A 16,886-nucleotide genomic window follows, 5' to 3' on the forward strand; every position below is an offset into this window, starting at 1 on the left:
CGTCAGGCCGCCTCAAGCTCCGGCATGGCCGAAGCCTTTACGGCCGATTCCCTCAATGGTTGGGCTTCGCGGCTGGCAGCGGTTTCGTGAATCCACTGCTTGAGAATGGAGGCAACGCGCTCCTCATCCATGTCGATCATCTGTTCCAGACGCAGCTTGGCAGGCATGCGCATGCGTTGGCGAAGATCGCTGAGGCTGGTCTTCATCTGGTCGGCATAGGCTTCCGGTCCGCCAATGACGGCCTGCACGCCTTCACCAGCCGCCTGACCACCGACGAAATTCGGCATCGCCACTTCGCTCGTCTCGCGGACTGCCACTTCCGTGCCGGTTGGCTTGGCATTCTGGTCACGCAGCAATGGACGCAGGCCGAACCAGATCAGGAGACCGACAGCGGCAAGAATGGCGAGCGCATTGACATAGGAACCGCTCTGGCGAAGCACCGTATCGGTCCATGGCGTGGAGACCGGCTCCATGTCTGCACCGGCAGGATCAAGGAAGTTCACCGCCGTTACATTGATGACATCGCCACGATCAGCATTGAGACCGGCAGCGGTTGCAACGAGATCACGGATCTTGGTGATCTGCTGATCGACAAAATTGGCTGGCGGCGGCGTGGTTCCCGCAGTTTCCAGAAGCCGCGCCTGATCGATGACCACGGCAATGGACAGCCGCTTGACGGCATAGCCGTCGCTAACGGTGGAGACCGTCTTGCTGTTCATTTCGTAATTGGTCAGCTCCTCGCGGCGGTCGGTCTTTTCCGTCGAGCTTTCGCCATTGCGGTTCTGGATTTCTTCCTGCGGAATGTTCTGTTCGACGCCGGTTGCATTGTCGTTGCGGTTGTTACGGGAATCGCCGCTTTCACGGACGACACGCACGGAACGCTCAACGCGGGATTCAGGATCGTAGGTCGTCTCGTTGATCTGGCGGCGATCCGTATCGAGTACGGCCTGAACGCTCGTCTGGAAATGGCCAATGCCGAGATAAGGCGCCAGTGCCTTGCGAATGCTGTCATCCACATTGCCTGCAACCTGTTGCTCCAGAGAAGCGGTCATGAGGGCTGCGCCGTTGGCGGCTTCGCCAGCCGATGCCAGCAGGCGGCCGTTGGTGTCGAGAACGGTCACGGCAGAAGCATCGAGAGATGGAACGGCGGCGGCGACCAACTGGCGGATGGATTGGGCGGATTCGGCAGCAAAGCCGCCTTCGGCGCGAATGACGACCGAGGCGGATGGCTTCTGGTCGCCACGACGGAACGACCCTTTTTCTGCCATGACGATGTGAACGCGCGCAGCTTTCACGCCACGAATGGCCTGGATGGTGCGGGCAATTTCGCCTTCGAGCGCACGCACGCGGGTGATTTCCTGCATAAACGAGGTGAGGCCGAGCGAACCCATATTGTCGAACAGCTCGTAACCGGCATTGTTCGAGGTCGGCAGGCCCTTTTCTGCCAGATACATACGGGCATTTTCAGCCTTGCCGATGGGCACGAGGATGGACGAGCCGTCGGCTTTTACGTCGAAAGGAATGCCTGCTTCACCGAGCGCAAGACCCATGCGGTTCACGTCGTCGCGCGAAAGGCCGACATAGAGCGTCTCGTAGGATGGGCGGCTCAGATAGATGCTCGTATAGAGGATCGCGCCCATGAGTGCTGCGCCCACCAGTCCGAGCGCGATGAGTTTTCGCGCGCCGAGCTTGCCGAGCGTACCCCTGAGCTGTTCGATCAATTGCTGGAAATTCTGCTGCATCCACACCACCGCCATAATGATGGATGCAAACTAGCCCGCGAAGCTTGCGCGAAAGTGGCGGCTGATGAAGCAAGTGCTTCCGGAAACTGGAAATGAGCGCAAAGAATTGGGGCGCGGAATAAATCCCGCGCCCCGTTTTCCGCCCAAAGACATCCGATCCGATCAGGTCGGTTCGGATGCGAACCCCTGATTTACCTGAGAACTCGCGAGCGCCGGCAACCCGGCGCCCTTGCTGTCTACTCAGATTAGCCGCGGAACAGCGACAGGATCGACTGGTTCGACGAGTTGGCGATCGACAGAGCCTGGACGCCGAGCTGCTGCTGAACCTGCAGAGCCGACAAACGTGCCGATTCCTTGTTCATGTCAGCGTCAACAAGCGTGCCAACGCCCTTTTCGATGGAGTCCTGAAGACCGGACAGGAAGCTCTTCTGGCTGTCGATCTGCGACTTGGCCGCACCAAGCGCTGCTGCGCCGGTGGTCAGCTTGCTGAGAGCGTCTTCCACCTTGTCAAGAAGACCTGGCGTGCGAGTGCCATCAGTCGCCACCGAGCCACCGATCTCAGCGTCGGTTAGGGTCGACACAAAGAAGTCATCGGCGATGATATCCTTCACCATCTCCTTGGCATCGGTGTCTTCCTTAGCCACTGTGATCTTGTCGATAGTAACTTCCGCGCCCTTACGATTGTAAGAAGCAACCACCGCCAGATCTTCAGTTGGTCCGTTTAGCAAGTTTGAACCGGCATAATTGGCATTGCTAAGCGCAGACTTGATATTCGAAACGATCGATTCGATTTCAGTCTGGATCTTAGCTTTGTCGTCAGCGCTAGCACCAGTTGCAGTAACAAGCTTTTCTTTAATCTGATCGACAGATTCCTTGATCTTGTTGATCGCGGAATAAGCGGTATCGACCTTGCCTGCGCCGAGGCCGAGAGCGTCCTGAACTGCCGAGTTGGCCTTGTTGTCGGACTTCATCGACGTCGCGATGGACCAGTACGAAGCATTGTCCGAAGCTTCGGAAATGCGAAGGCCGGTCGAGATGCGGTTCTGGGTCGATTCCAGCGACTTGTTGGTCGAAGAAAGCGTCTGGAGAGCGGTCAGAGCCGACGAATTTGTAAGAATGCTAGCCATAGTATTTTGCCCCTTGGGAAAAACAATCTGAGGGACAGGCCGGATTTTTAGATTACCGGCATGGTGGAGCGGCATCATGCCTGTTACCGCGTAACGCGCGGAAACCCACCATGAGCCGACAGTTAGAACCCAAACATTAATTAAAGGCTAATTTATTCGGTCGAAATTTAATGGATTCGCAGATTCTCACTCAGAATTCTGGCTTGCGCGATCCGAAGCGTACCAAAATGGGTCAGGAGAAGGATCGTATGAGGCTTCCGACCAGAATATTCCAGCCGTCGATCAGCACGAAGAACAGAATCTTGAATGGCAGCGAGATCACCGTCGGCGGCAGCATCATCATGCCCATGGACATGGTGAGCGTCGCCACGACGAGATCGATCACCAGAAATGGCAGTACGATCAGGAAGCCGATTTCAAAGCCACGCCGCAGTTCCGAAATCATGAAGGCTGGAACCAGCACGCGGAAATCAACGATGCCGTCATCGCCGGTGCGGAAAGACGGATCGGCGAGGTCTTCAAAGAGCCGCAGGTCCTTGTCACGCACCTGCCCCATCATGAATTCACGGAAAGGCTGCGATATTTCACCGAATGCAGCTTCCTGCGTGATTTCATTGCGCATCAAAGGCTGCACGCCATTGTTCCAGGCCCGGTCGAAGGCGGGTGCCATGACATAGAAGGTCATGAACAGGGCAAGCGAGATCATCACCATGCTGGCAGGCGCGGTCTGGAGACCAAGCCCTGAACGCAGCAGCGAAAAGGCGATGGCAAAGCGCGTGAAGCTCGTCACCATGATGAGCAGGCCCGGCGCAATGGAAAGCACCGTCAGAAGCCCGAACAATTGCACGATCTGCCCGCTCGCAGCACCGCTGCCCGCAGGCAGAAGATTGTCGAGCGTCAGCGCCTGTTGCGCCTGTTGCGCTTGTGCTGAAACGGTAAGAGCGAGCGTCAGGATGAGGCCGAGGCCAAGGAGTTTTTTCATTCTACGACCAGTGCCGAAATAAAGACCCGGTCGACCGCACCTTCCGAACGCAGGCGCGCACGTTCTTCCAAATCAGAGCGGAGATAGGCAAGCCCCGCCGCGCCCTGCAATTGCATGAGATTGACGCTGCGCAGGAAGCTCATGAAATCATCGCCCACGCTTGCCGCCACCGCAGCCGGAATTTCATGACCTGGCTTTGCCACCAGCGAGGCTTCAAGACGCACCCATGTGTTCTGCGGAATGCCGAGATTGGTGATGATCGGCTGCAAAGGCACGACAGTACCGATGGAGCGCGATTCGAAATCGCCCTGCTTCGGCTTGTCTTCCTTGCCGGAGTGCTTGGCCGATGCGAGCTGATCGGCGGAAATCATGCCGCCCATATACCAGCCGCCACCGCCAGCGATGACGGTCAGGACCGCGACAGCCGCCAGCAGCCCCGTCAGGGAGCCTTTCGCCTTGCCGTCTTTTTCCGTTGCCGTCGTGTCACTCATGTGCGGCGTACCTTAAAAGGGAGAAACCTGATCGAGAATCTGCTGGCCGTAAGGCGGCTGCTGAATCTCGCTGAGACGCCCACGACCGCCATAGGAAATGCGGGCCTCGGCGATCTTGTCGTAGGAAATCGTGTTGTTGCCGGAAATATCGCGCGGACGCACGACACCGGCGACATTGAGCACGCGCAGCTCGTTATTGACGCGCACTTCCTGCGACCCGCGAATAATCATGTTTCCGTTGGGCAGCGTATCGGTGACGATGGCCGCGACCTGCAGGCGGATATCTTCACTGCGCTCGATGGTGCCCTTGCCCTTCGACTTGCTGTCGGAATGGGTGTTGACCGAAGCATCCATGTCGCCGCCAGCGCCAGCACCCGTGCTGCTGCTGGTCGCGAACGAGCCGCCAGCGCCGTAAATGCCCTTTGACACTCGCTCGCGATCCGTCTTGTTATCCAGATTGGCGCGGTCGTTGATAGAAATGATAACCGTCAGGACATCGCCCGGCGTGGCCGCACGCGGGTCCTTGAAGAAATTGGTCGAACGCTGGTCCCAGAGCGAATAGGTCGCCTTGCTCGGGCGCGCCGGATAGCCGTTGAACTGCGGATTGTTCTGCATGCCAAGATGCGCCGCGACCGGGGACAGATCGGGCGCCCGACCGATTTCCTCCGGCTTGGTGGCGCAACCGGCCAGAAGAACCGCTACGGCTGCCGCAAGAGTCGCTTTGTTCATGTTGTTTTTCATTGAACCGTATTCCCGGACTGTGCCGCGGCACGCTGATCCTTCACAGCCTGCGGCGCGGTCGTCGTGCGCTGCGAGCCGACGATGACGCGCGCCAGTTTGGCCGCCTTTTCCGGCGGCATTTCATTGAGGATGATGCTGGATACGCGCGGATTGAGCTTGAGGATCAGGGCTGCCGCCGCTTCGTCGCCGATCAGCGTCATCTGTGCTGCCGCTGCTTCCGGCTTCATTTTCGAAATGATGTCGACCAGCGAATCCTGTGCCTTGCTCACGAACTCGTCCCGGCGCTTCAGCCACATTTCATATTCCCGGCGCTTTTCCTCAAGCGCGCGCATCCGTTCCTCGACATCGGCCTTCAGATCGGTCAATTGCCTGGCCTGCAGCGCATAGCGGGCATCCGCCGCCTGATCGTCGATATTGCCGCAGAACTTGCGAATCTCATCAAGGTTGCCGAGCGGCGGCGGAGAGGCAAGCTGCTGTGCCGCCGATGCTTCGACCGGCGCAGGAGTAGGCGTCTGCGCGAAAGCCGGAGCAGAGGCAGCCAGAAGCAGCGCCACTGCCGAACCATACCGGATCATTTTATGAGCCATGGTCATTGCACCACCAGTTCCGCATGAAGTGCGCCGGATGTCTTAATAGCCTGCAATATTGCGATGATGCCGGTCGGCTTCACGCCGATCTGGTTCAGGCCCTTCACCAGATTTTCAAGATTTGCTCCGGTCAGAATGCCGATCTTGGCGTTCTGCTGGTTGACGGCGATATCGGTGTTCGGTTCGACAGCCGTTACACCGTCGCTGAACGGCTCCGGCTGAACAACCATCGGCGTTTCCGTTACACGAACCGTCAGGCTGCCATGGCTGATCGCCACTTTGGAGATACGCACCTTCTCGCCGATGACGACGGTTCCTGTCCGCTCATCGACCACCACACGCGCCACTTCGTCGGTCGTGATCGGCAGACCTTCAAGTTCTGCAAGAAAGCGCGCGGCAGGCACGTTTTTCGGACGCGACAGGCGGATCGTCTTGGCATCGCGCGCGATGGCGACACCGCGACCGTAACGGCGCTTGGCAAAGACGTTGATCGTATCGGCAGCGCGCACCGCAGTGGTGAAATCGGGATCGCGCAGCTCGACGATCATTTCGGTTTCCTTGCCGAAATTGCCCGCCACTTCGCGCTCGACCAGCGCACCATTGGGGATACGACCGGAAGTCGGGACGCCCTGCGTCACGCTTGCGGCATCACCTTCCGCCGAAAAGCCCGACACGATCATGTTGCCCTGCGCGACAGCATAGATCTGGTTGTCGGCACCCATGAGCTGGGTCATGACCAGCGTGCCACCCTGCAGCGACGTGGCATCGCCGAGCGACGATACAGTCACGTCGATGCGCGAACCCGCACCGGCAAAGGCAGGCAGATTAGCCGTCACGATGACCGCAGCCGTATTCTTGGAACGGGTGGAGTTGCGCGGCGCGCTGATGCCGAGATTGTCCAGCATGGCGCGCATGGACTGTTCGGTGAACGGCGAATTGCGCAGGCTGTCACCGGTGCCCTTGAGGCCAATGACAAGACCATAACCCACAAGCTGGTTTTCACGCACGCCCTGAATGGTGGCAATATCCTTCAGGCGCGCAACCGCGCTGCCCCGGCCAAGTTCGGCATAGGCCATTTTCGACGGATCGCCGCCCGAGCCGAGCCAATCGGCATCGGCATCCACTGCGGAACCGAATTCCCGCGCATTCTTCGACGACTCATCAGCAAAGCCCGCGACGGGCTGGAAAACGAGCGCCAGGACGGCGAACAAAGTGGCGATCTGGGCGGCGCAAGTTTTTCTCACTGCATCCCCACCTGAATGCGCCCATTGGCCAGCACCGTGCCGGACACGATGATGCCGCTGTCGACGTTACGAACCTTGATGAAATCGCCAGCCGCACCGGATTCGAGCGGCGTCCCCATGGCGGTTATGGTCAGCGTGCCGGCGGTAAAGACCAGCGGTGCCGGAACGCCGCGTGTAACCAGAGACGGCTCGCCCAATGCGGAAACGAGGATCGGCTTGCCGGGCAGCAGCGTCTTGCGCGCTACCTTGCCTGCCGCCTGATCCGCCGACAGAACATATTGGTTCGCCGCTGGCGCATTGATAAAGAACTGTTTTTCCAGCAACGCCGTATCGCTCACGATCTGGCCAGGATAGACCGTGGCCGAAGGCACGACAAAAGCGATGCGGTCCGCAGCACCCGCGCCAGCCATTGCGGCAAGCAGGAAGCCACCGGCAAGAGCCAGCCTTTTCTTTTGAAAGATCGCCTTCACACAGCCCATCGCCATCACCGTCAGCGCAAGTTCTTCGACACGGTTGCCGCCATTTCGTCGGCAGCCTGAATAACCTTGGAATTCATTTCATAGGCACGCTGCGCCGTGATGAGATCGGTGATTTCCTTCACCGGATCGACGTTCGACGCTTCGAGATAGCCCTGCTTGATCGAGCCATAGCCCGGATCGCCCGGAACACCAACCAGCGGACCGCCGGATGCTTCCGTCTCGCGGTAGAGATTGCCGCCGAGCGGCTCCAGACCCGCTTCATTGGTGAAGTTGGCGAGGGTCAACTGGCCGAGATCTACCTGATTGACCTGATCCTGCAGCTTGGCGAAAACCTGTCCGGTATCGGTGACCGTCACTTCAACGGCGTCTGGCGGAATGGTGATCGCCGGTTCGACCGGATTGCCGTCGAGTGTCACAAGCTGACCATCGGCATTCTTGTTGAACGCGCCAGCGCGCGCGTAAAGCGTCTCGCCGGTCGGGCTTTGAATCTGAAACCAACCCTTGCCGGTCAAAGCCAGATCGAATGGATTGCCGGTCTGGTTGAAACTGCCCTGCATATGGAGATTGCGCACCGCTGCCGTCTGCACGCCAAGGCCAACCAGAGCGCCTTCCGGCACGATGGACTGGTTTGCCTGATTGGGCACACCTGCCGTACGCTCGGACTGGTAAAGAAGGTCGGAAAATTCCGCACGCGCGCGCTTGAAGCCCGTTGTGTTGATATTGGCGATGTTGTTGGCAATCACTTCCAGATTGAGCTGCTGGGCGTTCATGCCGGTGGCGGCAATCGTCAGGGCTTTCATAGCTTATTTATCCTTGGCTACCGCAAATCAGATGGGCATGCGGCTGATTTCGAGATAGGCCTGCACGATCTTGTCGCGGATCGCGATGGCCGTCTGAAGCGACTGTTCGGCTTCCATGACGGAACCGACCACATCGCGCACCGGCGCATCGCCCTTGATGCCCTGAATGGATGTCGCTTCAGCCGCCTGCAGCTTCTGGCCGACGGAATCCGTCATCTGCGACAGAACTTCGCCGAACGAGGCACCGGGAGCCGCCGGAACAGCCTGCGGCGCGGAAGTGGAACCCACGCCCTTTTCGGCTACGGTTTCCGAGAGGCGCGACAGGGCATTGCGCGCCGAAATGCTCATGATCGAGTCGTACATTATGTGCTCCTCAAGAGATCGATGGTCATGGAGATCAGCTCGCGGGCTTGTTTCACGACCTGCAAATTAGCTTCATAGGAACGATTGGCTTCACGCATGTCCGCCATTTCGACGACCATGTTGACGTTTGGATAGCGGACATAGCCGCGCTCATCCGCTGCGGGATGGCTCGGCTCGTATTGCTCGATAAAGGCCGATGTGTCCTTGCCGACTTCGGCAATGCGAACTTCGGCTGCACCGGTGCCCTGCTCCAGCTCGGTACGGAAGGACACCGTCTTGCGGCGATAGGGATCGGCGTCGGCAGTCTTGGCGGTGGACTGCGCATTGGCGATATTCTCGGAAACGATGCGCAGACGCGTCGATTGGGCCGAAAGGCCCGACGCTGCGATCTTCAATGTGCTTTGCAAGGCATCGGAAGACATAATTACCCCTTCGCGACCGAAAGCATCATGCGATGAAACGCTTTGACGATGCTTGTGTTGAGCGAATATTCGCGGGCGATTTCACCAGCCTTCATCATTTCCTGTTCGACATCGACCGTATTGCCGGAATGGGTCTGCTCGGTGATGTCATCCGGGCGCAAGCGCGCACCGGCGATCCCGTCCGCCTCGGCTTCCAGATGCAGGGGGCTGGTGGCAGCCATGGTGAGCTGCGTCTTGTCCAGCACATCCGCGAAGGGCTGCACGTCCCGCGCCCGGAAGTCCGGCGTGTTCGCGTTGGCAACATTGCCCGCAACGGTGGCCTGTCTCACCGACAACCACTGCGCCTGCCTTGCAGCCAGATCGAAAAGATGAATGGAGCTCATGGAGTTTCCCGCCTTTACAGTTGGTTAACTTAAAGGCCGGAACTTGCGTCAAGCTTGCGGGGTGTAGGGCAGTAGGGCAGTAGGGCAGTAGGGCAGTAGGGCAGTAGGGCAGAGAAGGGTATGGCCGGCGCTGTCATCCGCAATCAGAACATATTCCCTGTTCACATAATGCCTTACTGCCCTATTGCCTTATTGCCTTCCCCTTACCTCCGCATCTCAATCACATCGCCCGACGATGTCGTAAGCTGCCAGGTGCCAGCACCGCGACCGATCGAAACAAGGTGACTGCCATCCGGCAGCAGCGAGCCTTTTTCGACAAACCAGTAGCCCGACGTGTCCTCGATCATTGCCATGCCGCCGACGACTTCGCGCAGCGCGAAAACCGGCTTCGGAAACGCCTGCCCTTCCCCGCCGCCGTCGCCACCAGTGCCCATCCCGGTTCCCGGAAGCCCCTTGCCGTTCGACATGACGGAACCTGTCATCGTGTTGTCCACGTCAGCATTCGGCGCGACTTGTTCGGACGGGCGGAAGGACGGGAAACGGCGCACGGTTTTCTGTTCCGAGCGGTCCAGCGGATCGATGATCTTGCGTTCGGCCTTTTCGGGCGACCCCAGATCAACGCGCTGAAGATAGGTGACGAAAGGCAGCATCGCACTTCCGGCGGCGAGCGTGATGGCCGCGATCTTCAGGTAGCGATCCACCTTGCTTTGCGGCTTCTTCATGCCTTCCTGTCGCGCAGCGGCCTCGACCTCCGCCGTCAGGTCTGCAAGGAGTTTCTCTTCCTTTGTCTTGCGAAAGCCCGTCATCATGCGTGTTGCGCCTGTCTGTCGCCGCGCAGAGCCGCGGCAAGGTCGTTATAGGGATCGTCCGATAGGCCGGTTTCCGGCGATTGCTGCAAGGCGTCGTAAATGCGCGGCACGAGATCGACCGCCTGATCCAGAAGCCCGTCATGGCCTTTCTGGTACGCCCCGATGGCCCGCAGGTCGCGCGTTTCCTCGAAACGGGCAACCATGCCCCGCAATTGGCTGACCAGCTTGCGTTGTTCCGGCGTCCAGTTGTGCTTCGCAAGACGCGAAACCGAGCCGGGAATATCGACTGCCGGAAAGCGCCCCTGTGCAGCAATCGCGCGGTCGAGCACGATGTGACCGTCCAGCGTGCCGCGGATCGTGTCGGAAACCGGATCATTGTGATCGTCTCCATCCACCAGCACCGAATAAATGCCGGTGATGCTGCCGCCTGCTTCCGTAATACCGGGACCTGCACGCTCCAATAGGCGCGGCAACTGGCTGAAGACGCTTGGCGGATAGCCGCGCGAAACCGGCGGCTCCTCGGCGGCAATCGCCACTTCGCGCGCGGCATGGGCAAAGCGCGTGACGGAATCGACGATCAGCAGGACATTCTGGCCAAGATCACGGAAAAATTCGGCAATGGCCGTCGCCGTATTGGGTGCGAGGCGGCGCATCATCGGGCTTTCATCGCCCGTTGCAACCACGGTTATGGTCTTGTCGAGATGCCCCGCCATGGTCTCTTCCAGCATCTCGCGCACTTCGCGTCCGCGCTCGCCGGTCAAAGCCAGCACCACCGTGTCGAAATCTGCCGCGCGTGTCATCATGGCAAGCAGGGTCGATTTACCGACGCCCGATCCTGCAAAGATGCCAATACGCTGGCCAAAGCAAAGCGGCGTGAAAATATCGATGACATTGACACCTGTACACAAGCCACGATCCACCCGCCCGCGGCGCAAGGCAGCCGGTGCAAGGCTCTCTGATGCCATCGGTCGGGTGCCGGGCTGCAATGCGCCCTTCCCGTCAACTGCCTGCCCAAGCGCATTGATGACACGCCCGCGCCATTCCGGTGCCGGGTGAATACGCAGCGGCCCTTCCTCGAAAACCGCAGCGCCAAGCGAGGGAATGATGCGGTCATCGAAGGGCTTCACCAGCACCTGCGTGTCAGCCACCCGGATGATTTCGGCAAGGCTCTGACCGCCTCGCGCGTGGATCGCCACCGCATCGCCCAAACGCGCATCGCGCGAAAGCCCGCGCACGGCAATCGCCGAACGTGAAACGTCGCTCACCGTTCCGCCGATACCGGTCAGCGGCTTTGGCGCCACCAATTGCTGACGGGCAAAAGCGGCCAGACGGGAGAGCGGCAGATCAGGCGTCATCCGTTTCTGGAGCCCAGGGTCTTGATCGCTTCAGAGACAGTGCTTTCCTGCTGCGACAAGAGATTGTTAACCTGCTCGAAGGCGCGGCTCACGCTGATGAGGCGGGTCATCTCCGTCATGGCATCGACATTCGATCCCTCGATCATGCCCTGTACGACGCCAACGCTGTTGTCGTCAGCCACCGGCTGCGCGGGTTTGTTCGGGATAACACCGGATGTGCCTGCATAGGTCAGGTCGGCATCGGCCGGGATAGTGTAAAGACCGATGGCGCCAATCTGCGCGCCGTTCTGATAGATCGCGCCATCGCTCGAAATCTTCGGTGCACCGCCACCTGGATTGAGCACGATGGGCGCACCGCCGACATCGAGAACCGGATGTCCGGTGATGGAAACGAGATCACCTGTCGGCAGCATGTTCATGCGCCCGTCGCGGGTGTAAATCTGTCCCTGCGGCGTCGAGACCGACATCCAGACATCGCCCTTGACCGCAACATCCAGCGGATTGTCGGTCTTGATCATAGGGCCTGCTTCGGTACGGATGAAGCTCTTGCCCGCCGTGGCGAAACTCACATCGTCGCTGGCCTTGTTTGAAACGATGGTATCGAACTTGGTGCCCTCGCCCCTGAACCCGACCGTTGAGACATTGGCGACGTTGTGAGCGATGGCATCCATCCGCCGTTCCAGCGTGATGAGCGACGAAAGCCCGACATAGATCGAATTGCTTTGCATTGCCTAACGCCCGCCCGGCTTGAAATTCTGCAAGGTGCTGAGAATATCCATCGAAATGCCGACGGACGAGGTTCCGCCCAGAAGCAGGGACGCAATCGACGCCGGGCTGCTCGCCGTTGGATTGTTCATCTCATACATGGCGGTAAAGCGCGAAATGAGCTTCGACACGTAATCGGGATCGGACATCTTGGTGAAGTCGATCTTGTCCTCGATCATCTTCGCCTGCTTGTCGATATCGGCATTGGATATGCTGGATGGCCAGCCAAAAGTCGTCTGGATCATCGACACCAGCGCCTTGTCGCCAAGGATTTCGTAGGCATTGGTGATGGTCGGCGCCTTGCGTGCAAAATAAAGTGCCAGCCGCACGCCTTCATTCTGGCTTCCGGCTTCCGTTTCCAGCGTCTGACGAAGATATTTGTCCACGACGCCTTGTTGGGCCGCCGTGCTCTCGGTCGCCTCCGCACCCTTACCGGCGAAATCGAAGACGGTCGCAAATTCCTTGTAGCGCTTGTCGGTCAGCTTGTTCGCCATGGCATCATCGCTTGTGATGCCTTCGGTCAAAATCTTGCGGACAAACGCCTTGGCGAAGGCCATGTCTTCCAGGCCAAACGCCTTCATCGCGTAATTATAAAGGCGACTATCGGCCATGAAATCATCAATGGATTTCACCTTGCCGATATTCTCCTTGTAGTAGGCGGTTTCCCGCTCCACCAATGGTTCCTTCGAAACACGCTGCAACGACCGCGTCATATCAGCCGCGATCAGGCGATAACTCGTCATCGTATCGACCATGCGCATGACCCCCTTCCGGTATTTCGATCCTTTATGAAAGACCAAGCTTGTCCGAAGCTGATTTTATTTGCGCGCTACAGACAAGGTTCGCGCAAGCCGCGGCGCTTAGGTTCCAGACAAACAGAATGTACGCGGGAGTCTCGAGCATTGGGCATTATAGTCGGTCTTGTCATCACACTGGGCTGTATGCTGGGCGGCTTTATCGCCATGGGCGGACATGTCAGCGTGCTCATCCAGCCCTGGGAATTCGTCATCATTCTGGGTGCCGCACTCGGGACCTTCTTCATCGCCAACCCTTTCTCGCTCGTGAAAGACACGGGCCGCGCCTGCATGGAAGCATTCAGCAACGCGGTTCCCAAGCAGCGTGACTATCTCGATGTTCTGGGCGTGCTCTACAGCCTGATGCGCGAGCTGCGCGCCAAATCGCGCAACGAAGTGGAAGTGCACATCGACAATCCGAAGGAATCGTCGATCTTTCAGGCCTATCCGAGCGTATTGAAGAAAGAGGACCTCACCAATTTCATCTGCGATTATTGCCGTCTCATCATCGTCGGCAATGTGCGCTCGCACGAAATCGAGGCGCTGATGGATGAGGAAATCCACACCATCGCCCGCGACAAGCTCAAGCCCTACCACGCAATGGTCAGCATTTCCGAAGCCCTGCCCGCACTCGGTATCGTTGCCGCCGTGCTGGGCGTCATCAAGGCCATGGGCGCACTCGACCAGTCGCCGGAAGTGCTGGGCCACCTGATCGGCGCCGCCCTTGTCGGCACCTTTGCCGGTATCTTCTTCTCTTACGGCGTCGTCGGCCCGATCGCAGCCAAGATCAAATCGACCCGCGAAAAGAACAATCGCCTCTACATCGTCGTGAAGCAGACGCTCCTCGCCTATATGAACGGCTCCCTGCCGCAGATCGCCGTGGAATATGGCCGCAAGACCATCTCCGCCTATGATCGCCCGACCATCGATGTGGTCGAGCAGGAAACCATGGCGAGCGCGCCGACCCAGCAGGCAGCGTAAGATGACTACGTTGGGGCAAAACCGCAAAAATGATGTTCTGGCCGAGAACCTGCTGCGGGCAGCGGGCCTTTCGGGCGACGACCTGAAATCGCTTGCCCATGTGTTTAAGGATGCCTCAACGCATTTCTGTGACCGGCTGAAACATGGCTGCGCTGCCGCATTCGACGTTGAGGCAGGTCAGGTGGAAAGCACCGACGATGCTGCCTTTACCGATATTCTCGACAAGGCCGCGATCATCGCACCTCTGAAGGCCGAGCGTTGGGGCTGCACTGTTTATCTCACTGCCGATGCGACGCTCGTTTTCTCCGTGATCGAAGCCATGTATGGCGCCCAAGGTAATATGGGCAATGTCGGCTCTGTCGACGAGGACCGACCTTTCGGCATGCTGGAACAAAAGATTTCCGCTCTTCTTGCCGGTCATCTCGCCAGTTCGCTTGATCAGGTTTTTGCCGGAAACGGACGGGCGAACGGACAGGCGCTTTTTGCCGCCGGTGAATGCACTGACACAGCCGAATTCGACCGTGAGAATTTCGAGCGCTCGCGCCTTTTCGCCTGCCGCATCGATGTTACTGCCGCGGGCAAAACCGGCCAGGTGCACCTGCTTCTGCCCCGCAGCACACACAAGCCGATGCAGGATGCCGTGGCAGCCTTTTTGCGCCGCCCCATGAACCAGACCGATCCGAGCTGGGCGAAGAAGATGCGGCAGGAAGTCAGCCGTGCGCGCATCGAACTCGAAGCTTTCATCCAGCAGGGATCGATGACGCTGGACGCATTGTCGATGCTCGAAATCGGTCAGGTTCTGAAATTGCCCGCCGATGCCATGGAACAGGTGCGCCTGCGCGCCGGCGATCAGCAGCTTTTCAAGTGCACGCTCGGCAAATCGGGCATTCATTTCACAGTCAAGGTCGGCGACCCGGTCAATCAGGAAGAGGATTTCATCGATGAGCTTGTTGCTGGCTAACGTGCTTTCCACATTGATGGCTCTTGCCTCGCTTGCCGCGCTCATCGTGGTTGGCCGCAAGGCCAACGAGACGATCAAGCTTGGCAAGGTGCTGGCGCTGCGCGTTGCAGCCGCATCCAACGGTTTGGAGCGCGCCGTCAAGGCGATCCAGAGCGAACGCACCGACCTGACGGACGAAAGCAACAAGCTTGAAGCCCGTCTTGCCGAAACGCAGCGCGTGCGCCGCGAAATGGAAGAGGCCATCGAAGAACTGAACAGGCTGCGCAAGGCCCTGACTCGCGACATCCGCCATGCGCGCAACGTCGCCGACAGCACGCCACGAGCACAAGAAAAGATCGCGACCGCCACCGAACAATCGCTCCCGAAGGAAAAGAACGCGCTGCCGGTCTTCGTGCGTCGCGCGGTCAAGAAGGCAACAGTTGAGATTGCGGGACAGGCATGAGCGCTGACAACAAGGACAAGAACATGCAGCAGGAACTGGACGAAGCCATCGAGGAACTGCGCGAAGAAAAGCCGCGCAGCACGCAGAAAGGTCCATCCAAGCCCAATCTCGAACTCATCATGGGCATTCCCGTGGATGTTCAGGTTGTTCTTGGCGGTACGACCATGCCGGTTGCCAATCTGATGAAGCTCGGTCGCGGTGCGGTTATCACCCTCGACAAGCAGATCGGTGATCCGGTCGATATCGTGGTCAATGGCCGCGTCATCGCCCGTGGCGAAGTGATCGTCCTTGAAGACGATTCCTCGCGTTTCGGTGTCAGCCTTACCGAAATCATCGGCAAGTAACGGACGTGACCATGGCCGACCATGAACAGCAAGCCCTCGCGGAAGATATTGAAGGTAGCGCTACCGGCCTCGTCGATACGTTGACCGGCCCGCAAAAGGCTGCGGCGATCCTCGTTGCTATCGGACGGCCTGCCGCCGCCCGTCTTCTGAAGCATTTCAATGCCGAGGACCTGCGCAAGCTTGCCGGTCATGCCCGCACGCTGGAACCAATTTCTCCGCTTGATTTCGAACAGCTCGTCAAGCAGTTCGAGGATTCCTTTGCCGAAGGCGCGCCGGTTTCAGAAGCCGCCCAGCGCTTTGAAGGCCTGTTGCGCGAAGCACTGCCGCAGGAAGAAGTCGATGCGGTTCTTGAAGACCGCGTGCAGCCACAGCTCGTTCAGGAATCGGTCTGGGTGCAGCTTGGACGCCTGCCGGTAGAAAGCCTGCAAGCATATTTGACGGATCAGCATCCGCAGATCATCGCCTATATCGTGTCGAAGCTGCCTTCCGACCTTGCAGCCCGGCTGTTCGTCGTCCTGCCGCCGCAACTGCGCAATGCCGTCGTGCAGCGCTCACTCCATATTGGCAATGTGGCGCCAGCGGCTGCGGAACTTCTCGAAGACGTGCTGCGGCGTGATCTTCTTGGCCGCAGCGATTCCGGACCGGTCAAGGCTCATCACGGCCAGATCGCCAACATCTTCAACCAGCTCGACAGAAGCGAGATGGAAGAACTTATGGCGAGCCTCGAAGACCTCAACCGTGACGATCTCAACCGCATCAAGGCCAAGCTCTTCACCTTTGAAGACATCGAGCGCCTGTCGCAGCGCGCGCGCCTGCTGCTCTTCGATGAAGTGCAGACGGAACAGATCGCCACCGCGTTGCGCGGAGCCGATGCAAGACTTCAGGAACTTGTTCTCTCGTCGCTCTCGACCCGTGGCCGCCGCATGGTGGAAACCGAGCTTGGCGCCGAGCAGGGCAACATAACCGCACAGAACATTGCCGATGCGCGCCGCACGATAGCCCGTATCGCCATCGATCTTTCCGAACGCGGCATCATCACCCTCGACGCTGGCGAAGCTTCGTCCTGATTGCGGT

21 protein-coding genes are annotated in these 16,886 nt (G+C 59.0%); 5 read left to right on the top strand and 16 right to left on the bottom strand.

Going from position 1 to position 16,886, the window contains the following annotated elements:
- Positions 1-2: 2 nt before the first annotated feature.
- The 16 genes from fliF to F9K94_RS05660 form a co-directional block, all read right to left on the bottom strand.
- Positions 3-1,757: a flagellar basal-body MS-ring/collar protein FliF gene (gene fliF, locus F9K94_RS05580; RefSeq protein WP_151644186.1), complete on the bottom strand. Its 1,755-nt coding sequence runs from the start codon at positions 1,755-1,757 to the stop codon at positions 3-5.
- A gap of 230 nt (positions 1,758-1,987) precedes the next feature.
- Positions 1,988-2,869, bottom strand: coding sequence for a flagellin N-terminal helical domain-containing protein (locus tag F9K94_RS05590; protein ID WP_151644188.1), 882 nt, complete (start codon positions 2,867-2,869; stop codon positions 1,988-1,990).
- 232 nt (positions 2,870-3,101) lie between these two features.
- Positions 3,102-3,851 carry a flagellar type III secretion system pore protein FliP gene (gene fliP, locus F9K94_RS05595; RefSeq protein WP_061347659.1) on the bottom strand — a complete coding sequence of 250 codons (750 nt, stop codon included), beginning with the start codon at positions 3,849-3,851 and terminating at the stop codon, positions 3,102-3,104.
- Positions 3,848-4,342, bottom strand: coding sequence for a flagellar basal body-associated FliL family protein (locus tag F9K94_RS05600; protein ID WP_061347658.1), 495 nt, complete (start codon positions 4,340-4,342; stop codon positions 3,848-3,850). The genes fliP and F9K94_RS05600 overlap by 4 nt, the downstream gene beginning before the upstream one ends.
- Positions 4,343-4,354: 12 nt before the next feature.
- Positions 4,355-5,083: a flagellar basal body L-ring protein FlgH gene (flgH, locus tag F9K94_RS05605; protein WP_061347657.1), complete on the bottom strand. Its 729-nt coding sequence runs from the start codon at positions 5,081-5,083 to the stop codon at positions 4,355-4,357.
- Positions 5,080-5,676, bottom strand: coding sequence for a MotE family protein (locus F9K94_RS05610; protein ID WP_151644190.1), 597 nt, complete (start codon positions 5,674-5,676; stop codon positions 5,080-5,082). The genes flgH and F9K94_RS05610 overlap by 4 nt, the downstream gene beginning before the upstream one ends.
- Entirely contained in the window at positions 5,673-6,914 is a 1,242-nt protein-coding gene (locus tag F9K94_RS05615) for a flagellar basal body P-ring protein FlgI (protein ID WP_192799452.1), read from the bottom strand. The genes F9K94_RS05610 and F9K94_RS05615 overlap by 4 nt, the downstream gene beginning before the upstream one ends.
- Positions 6,911-7,393 (bottom strand): flagellar basal body P-ring formation chaperone FlgA, encoded by a 483-nt coding sequence (gene flgA, locus F9K94_RS05620; protein WP_061347704.1) that lies wholly within the window; start codon positions 7,391-7,393, stop codon positions 6,911-6,913. The genes F9K94_RS05615 and flgA overlap by 4 nt, the downstream gene beginning before the upstream one ends.
- Positions 7,394-7,404: 11 nt before the next feature.
- A complete protein-coding gene (gene flgG / locus F9K94_RS05625) occupies positions 7,405-8,193 on the bottom strand; it encodes a flagellar basal-body rod protein FlgG (protein WP_012093514.1) in 789 nt (262 codons plus the stop codon).
- Positions 8,194-8,220: 27 nt separating this feature from the next.
- Complete coding sequence (locus tag F9K94_RS05630) at positions 8,221-8,556, bottom strand: flagellar hook-basal body complex protein FliE (RefSeq protein ID WP_061347654.1); 336 nt, start codon at positions 8,554-8,556, stop codon at positions 8,221-8,223.
- Positions 8,556-8,978 (bottom strand): flagellar basal body rod protein FlgC, encoded by a 423-nt coding sequence (flgC, locus tag F9K94_RS05635; RefSeq protein WP_061347653.1) that lies wholly within the window; start codon positions 8,976-8,978, stop codon positions 8,556-8,558. Before flgC ends, F9K94_RS05630 begins: the two co-directional genes overlap by 1 nt.
- Positions 8,979-8,980: 2 nt before the next feature.
- The gene (gene flgB / locus F9K94_RS05640; protein ID WP_061347652.1) at positions 8,981-9,361 is read right to left on the bottom strand and encodes a flagellar basal body rod protein FlgB; all 381 of its coding nucleotides are present in this window, start codon (positions 9,359-9,361) and stop codon (positions 8,981-8,983) included.
- Between the two features lie 203 nt (positions 9,362-9,564).
- Positions 9,565-10,170: a hypothetical protein gene (locus tag F9K94_RS05645; RefSeq protein WP_061347651.1), complete on the bottom strand. Its 606-nt coding sequence runs from the start codon at positions 10,168-10,170 to the stop codon at positions 9,565-9,567.
- The gene (gene fliI, locus F9K94_RS05650; protein ID WP_151644192.1) at positions 10,167-11,525 is read right to left on the bottom strand and encodes a flagellar protein export ATPase FliI; all 1,359 of its coding nucleotides are present in this window, start codon (positions 11,523-11,525) and stop codon (positions 10,167-10,169) included. The genes F9K94_RS05645 and fliI overlap by 4 nt, the downstream gene beginning before the upstream one ends.
- Complete coding sequence (flgF, locus tag F9K94_RS05655) at positions 11,522-12,253, bottom strand: flagellar basal-body rod protein FlgF (protein WP_061347649.1); 732 nt, start codon at positions 12,251-12,253, stop codon at positions 11,522-11,524. The genes fliI and flgF overlap by 4 nt, the downstream gene beginning before the upstream one ends.
- 3 nt (positions 12,254-12,256) lie before the next feature.
- Positions 12,257-13,045, bottom strand: a complete 789-nt coding sequence (locus F9K94_RS05660) for a DUF1217 domain-containing protein (RefSeq protein WP_151556761.1) — start codon at positions 13,043-13,045, stop codon at positions 12,257-12,259.
- 147 nt (positions 13,046-13,192) lie between these two features.
- Between F9K94_RS05660 and motA the strand changes: the two genes are divergently transcribed.
- From motA to F9K94_RS05685, 5 genes are read left to right on the top strand one after another with little or no spacing between them, the layout of a single operon-like run.
- Entirely contained in the window at positions 13,193-14,065 is an 873-nt protein-coding gene (motA, locus tag F9K94_RS05665) for a flagellar motor stator protein MotA (protein WP_061347648.1), read from the top strand.
- A 1-nt stretch (position 14,066) separates the two neighbouring features.
- Positions 14,067-15,026, top strand: coding sequence for a FliM/FliN family flagellar motor switch protein (locus F9K94_RS05670; RefSeq protein WP_151644194.1), 960 nt, complete (start codon positions 14,067-14,069; stop codon positions 15,024-15,026).
- Complete coding sequence (locus F9K94_RS05675; protein ID WP_151644196.1) at positions 15,007-15,468, top strand: BAB2_0123 family type IV secretion system effector; 462 nt, start codon at positions 15,007-15,009, stop codon at positions 15,466-15,468. The genes F9K94_RS05670 and F9K94_RS05675 overlap by 20 nt, the downstream gene beginning before the upstream one ends.
- A complete protein-coding gene (gene fliN / locus F9K94_RS05680) occupies positions 15,465-15,812 on the top strand; it encodes a flagellar motor switch protein FliN (protein WP_061347645.1) in 348 nt (115 codons plus the stop codon). Before F9K94_RS05675 ends, fliN begins: the two co-directional genes overlap by 4 nt.
- An 11-nt stretch (positions 15,813-15,823) precedes the next feature.
- On the top strand, positions 15,824-16,879 hold the full coding sequence (locus tag F9K94_RS05685; RefSeq protein WP_061347644.1) for a flagellar motor switch protein FliG: 1,056 nt from the start codon (positions 15,824-15,826) through the stop codon (positions 16,877-16,879).
- Positions 16,880-16,886: the final 7 nt, after the last annotated feature.

Origin of the sequence: Brucella tritici (assembly GCF_008932285.1) — a bacterium.
In the GTDB taxonomy this organism is placed as follows: domain Bacteria; phylum Pseudomonadota; class Alphaproteobacteria; order Rhizobiales; family Rhizobiaceae; genus Brucella; species Brucella tritici.

Excerpts from the sequence above, each read along its gene's own strand:
- fliF (WP_151644186.1), bottom strand. The coding sequence starts at position 1,757 with ATGGCGGTGGTGTGGATGCAGCAGAATTTCCAGCAATTGATCGAACAG.
- F9K94_RS05590 (WP_151644188.1), bottom strand. The coding sequence starts at position 2,869 with ATGGCTAGCATTCTTACAAATTCGTCGGCTCTGACCGCTCTCCAGACG.
- fliP (WP_061347659.1), bottom strand. The coding sequence starts at position 3,851 with ATGAAAAAACTCCTTGGCCTCGGCCTCATCCTGACGCTCGCTCTTACC.
- F9K94_RS05600 (WP_061347658.1), bottom strand. The coding sequence starts at position 4,342 with ATGAGTGACACGACGGCAACGGAAAAAGACGGCAAGGCGAAAGGCTCC.
- flgH (WP_061347657.1), bottom strand. The coding sequence starts at position 5,083 with ATGAAAAACAACATGAACAAAGCGACTCTTGCGGCAGCCGTAGCGGTT.
- F9K94_RS05610 (WP_151644190.1), bottom strand. The coding sequence starts at position 5,676 with ATGACCATGGCTCATAAAATGATCCGGTATGGTTCGGCAGTGGCGCTG.
- flgA (WP_061347704.1), bottom strand. The coding sequence starts at position 7,393 with ATGGGCTGTGTGAAGGCGATCTTTCAAAAGAAAAGGCTGGCTCTTGCC.
- flgG (WP_012093514.1), bottom strand. The coding sequence starts at position 8,193 with ATGAAAGCCCTGACGATTGCCGCCACCGGCATGAACGCCCAGCAGCTC.
- F9K94_RS05630 (WP_061347654.1), bottom strand. The coding sequence starts at position 8,556 with ATGTACGACTCGATCATGAGCATTTCGGCGCGCAATGCCCTGTCGCGC.
- flgC (WP_061347653.1), bottom strand. The coding sequence starts at position 8,978 with ATGTCTTCCGATGCCTTGCAAAGCACATTGAAGATCGCAGCGTCGGGC.
- flgB (WP_061347652.1), bottom strand. The coding sequence starts at position 9,361 with ATGAGCTCCATTCATCTTTTCGATCTGGCTGCAAGGCAGGCGCAGTGG.
- F9K94_RS05645 (WP_061347651.1), bottom strand. The coding sequence starts at position 10,170 with ATGATGACGGGCTTTCGCAAGACAAAGGAAGAGAAACTCCTTGCAGAC.
- fliI (WP_151644192.1), bottom strand. The coding sequence starts at position 11,525 with ATGACGCCTGATCTGCCGCTCTCCCGTCTGGCCGCTTTTGCCCGTCAG.
- flgF (WP_061347649.1), bottom strand. The coding sequence starts at position 12,253 with ATGCAAAGCAATTCGATCTATGTCGGGCTTTCGTCGCTCATCACGCTG.
- F9K94_RS05660 (WP_151556761.1), bottom strand. The coding sequence starts at position 13,045 with ATGGTCGATACGATGACGAGTTATCGCCTGATCGCGGCTGATATGACG.
- F9K94_RS05670 (WP_151644194.1), top strand. The coding sequence starts at position 14,067 with ATGACTACGTTGGGGCAAAACCGCAAAAATGATGTTCTGGCCGAGAAC.
- F9K94_RS05675 (WP_151644196.1), top strand. The coding sequence starts at position 15,007 with ATGAGCTTGTTGCTGGCTAACGTGCTTTCCACATTGATGGCTCTTGCC.
- fliN (WP_061347645.1), top strand. The coding sequence starts at position 15,465 with ATGAGCGCTGACAACAAGGACAAGAACATGCAGCAGGAACTGGACGAA.
- F9K94_RS05685 (WP_061347644.1), top strand. The coding sequence starts at position 15,824 with ATGGCCGACCATGAACAGCAAGCCCTCGCGGAAGATATTGAAGGTAGC.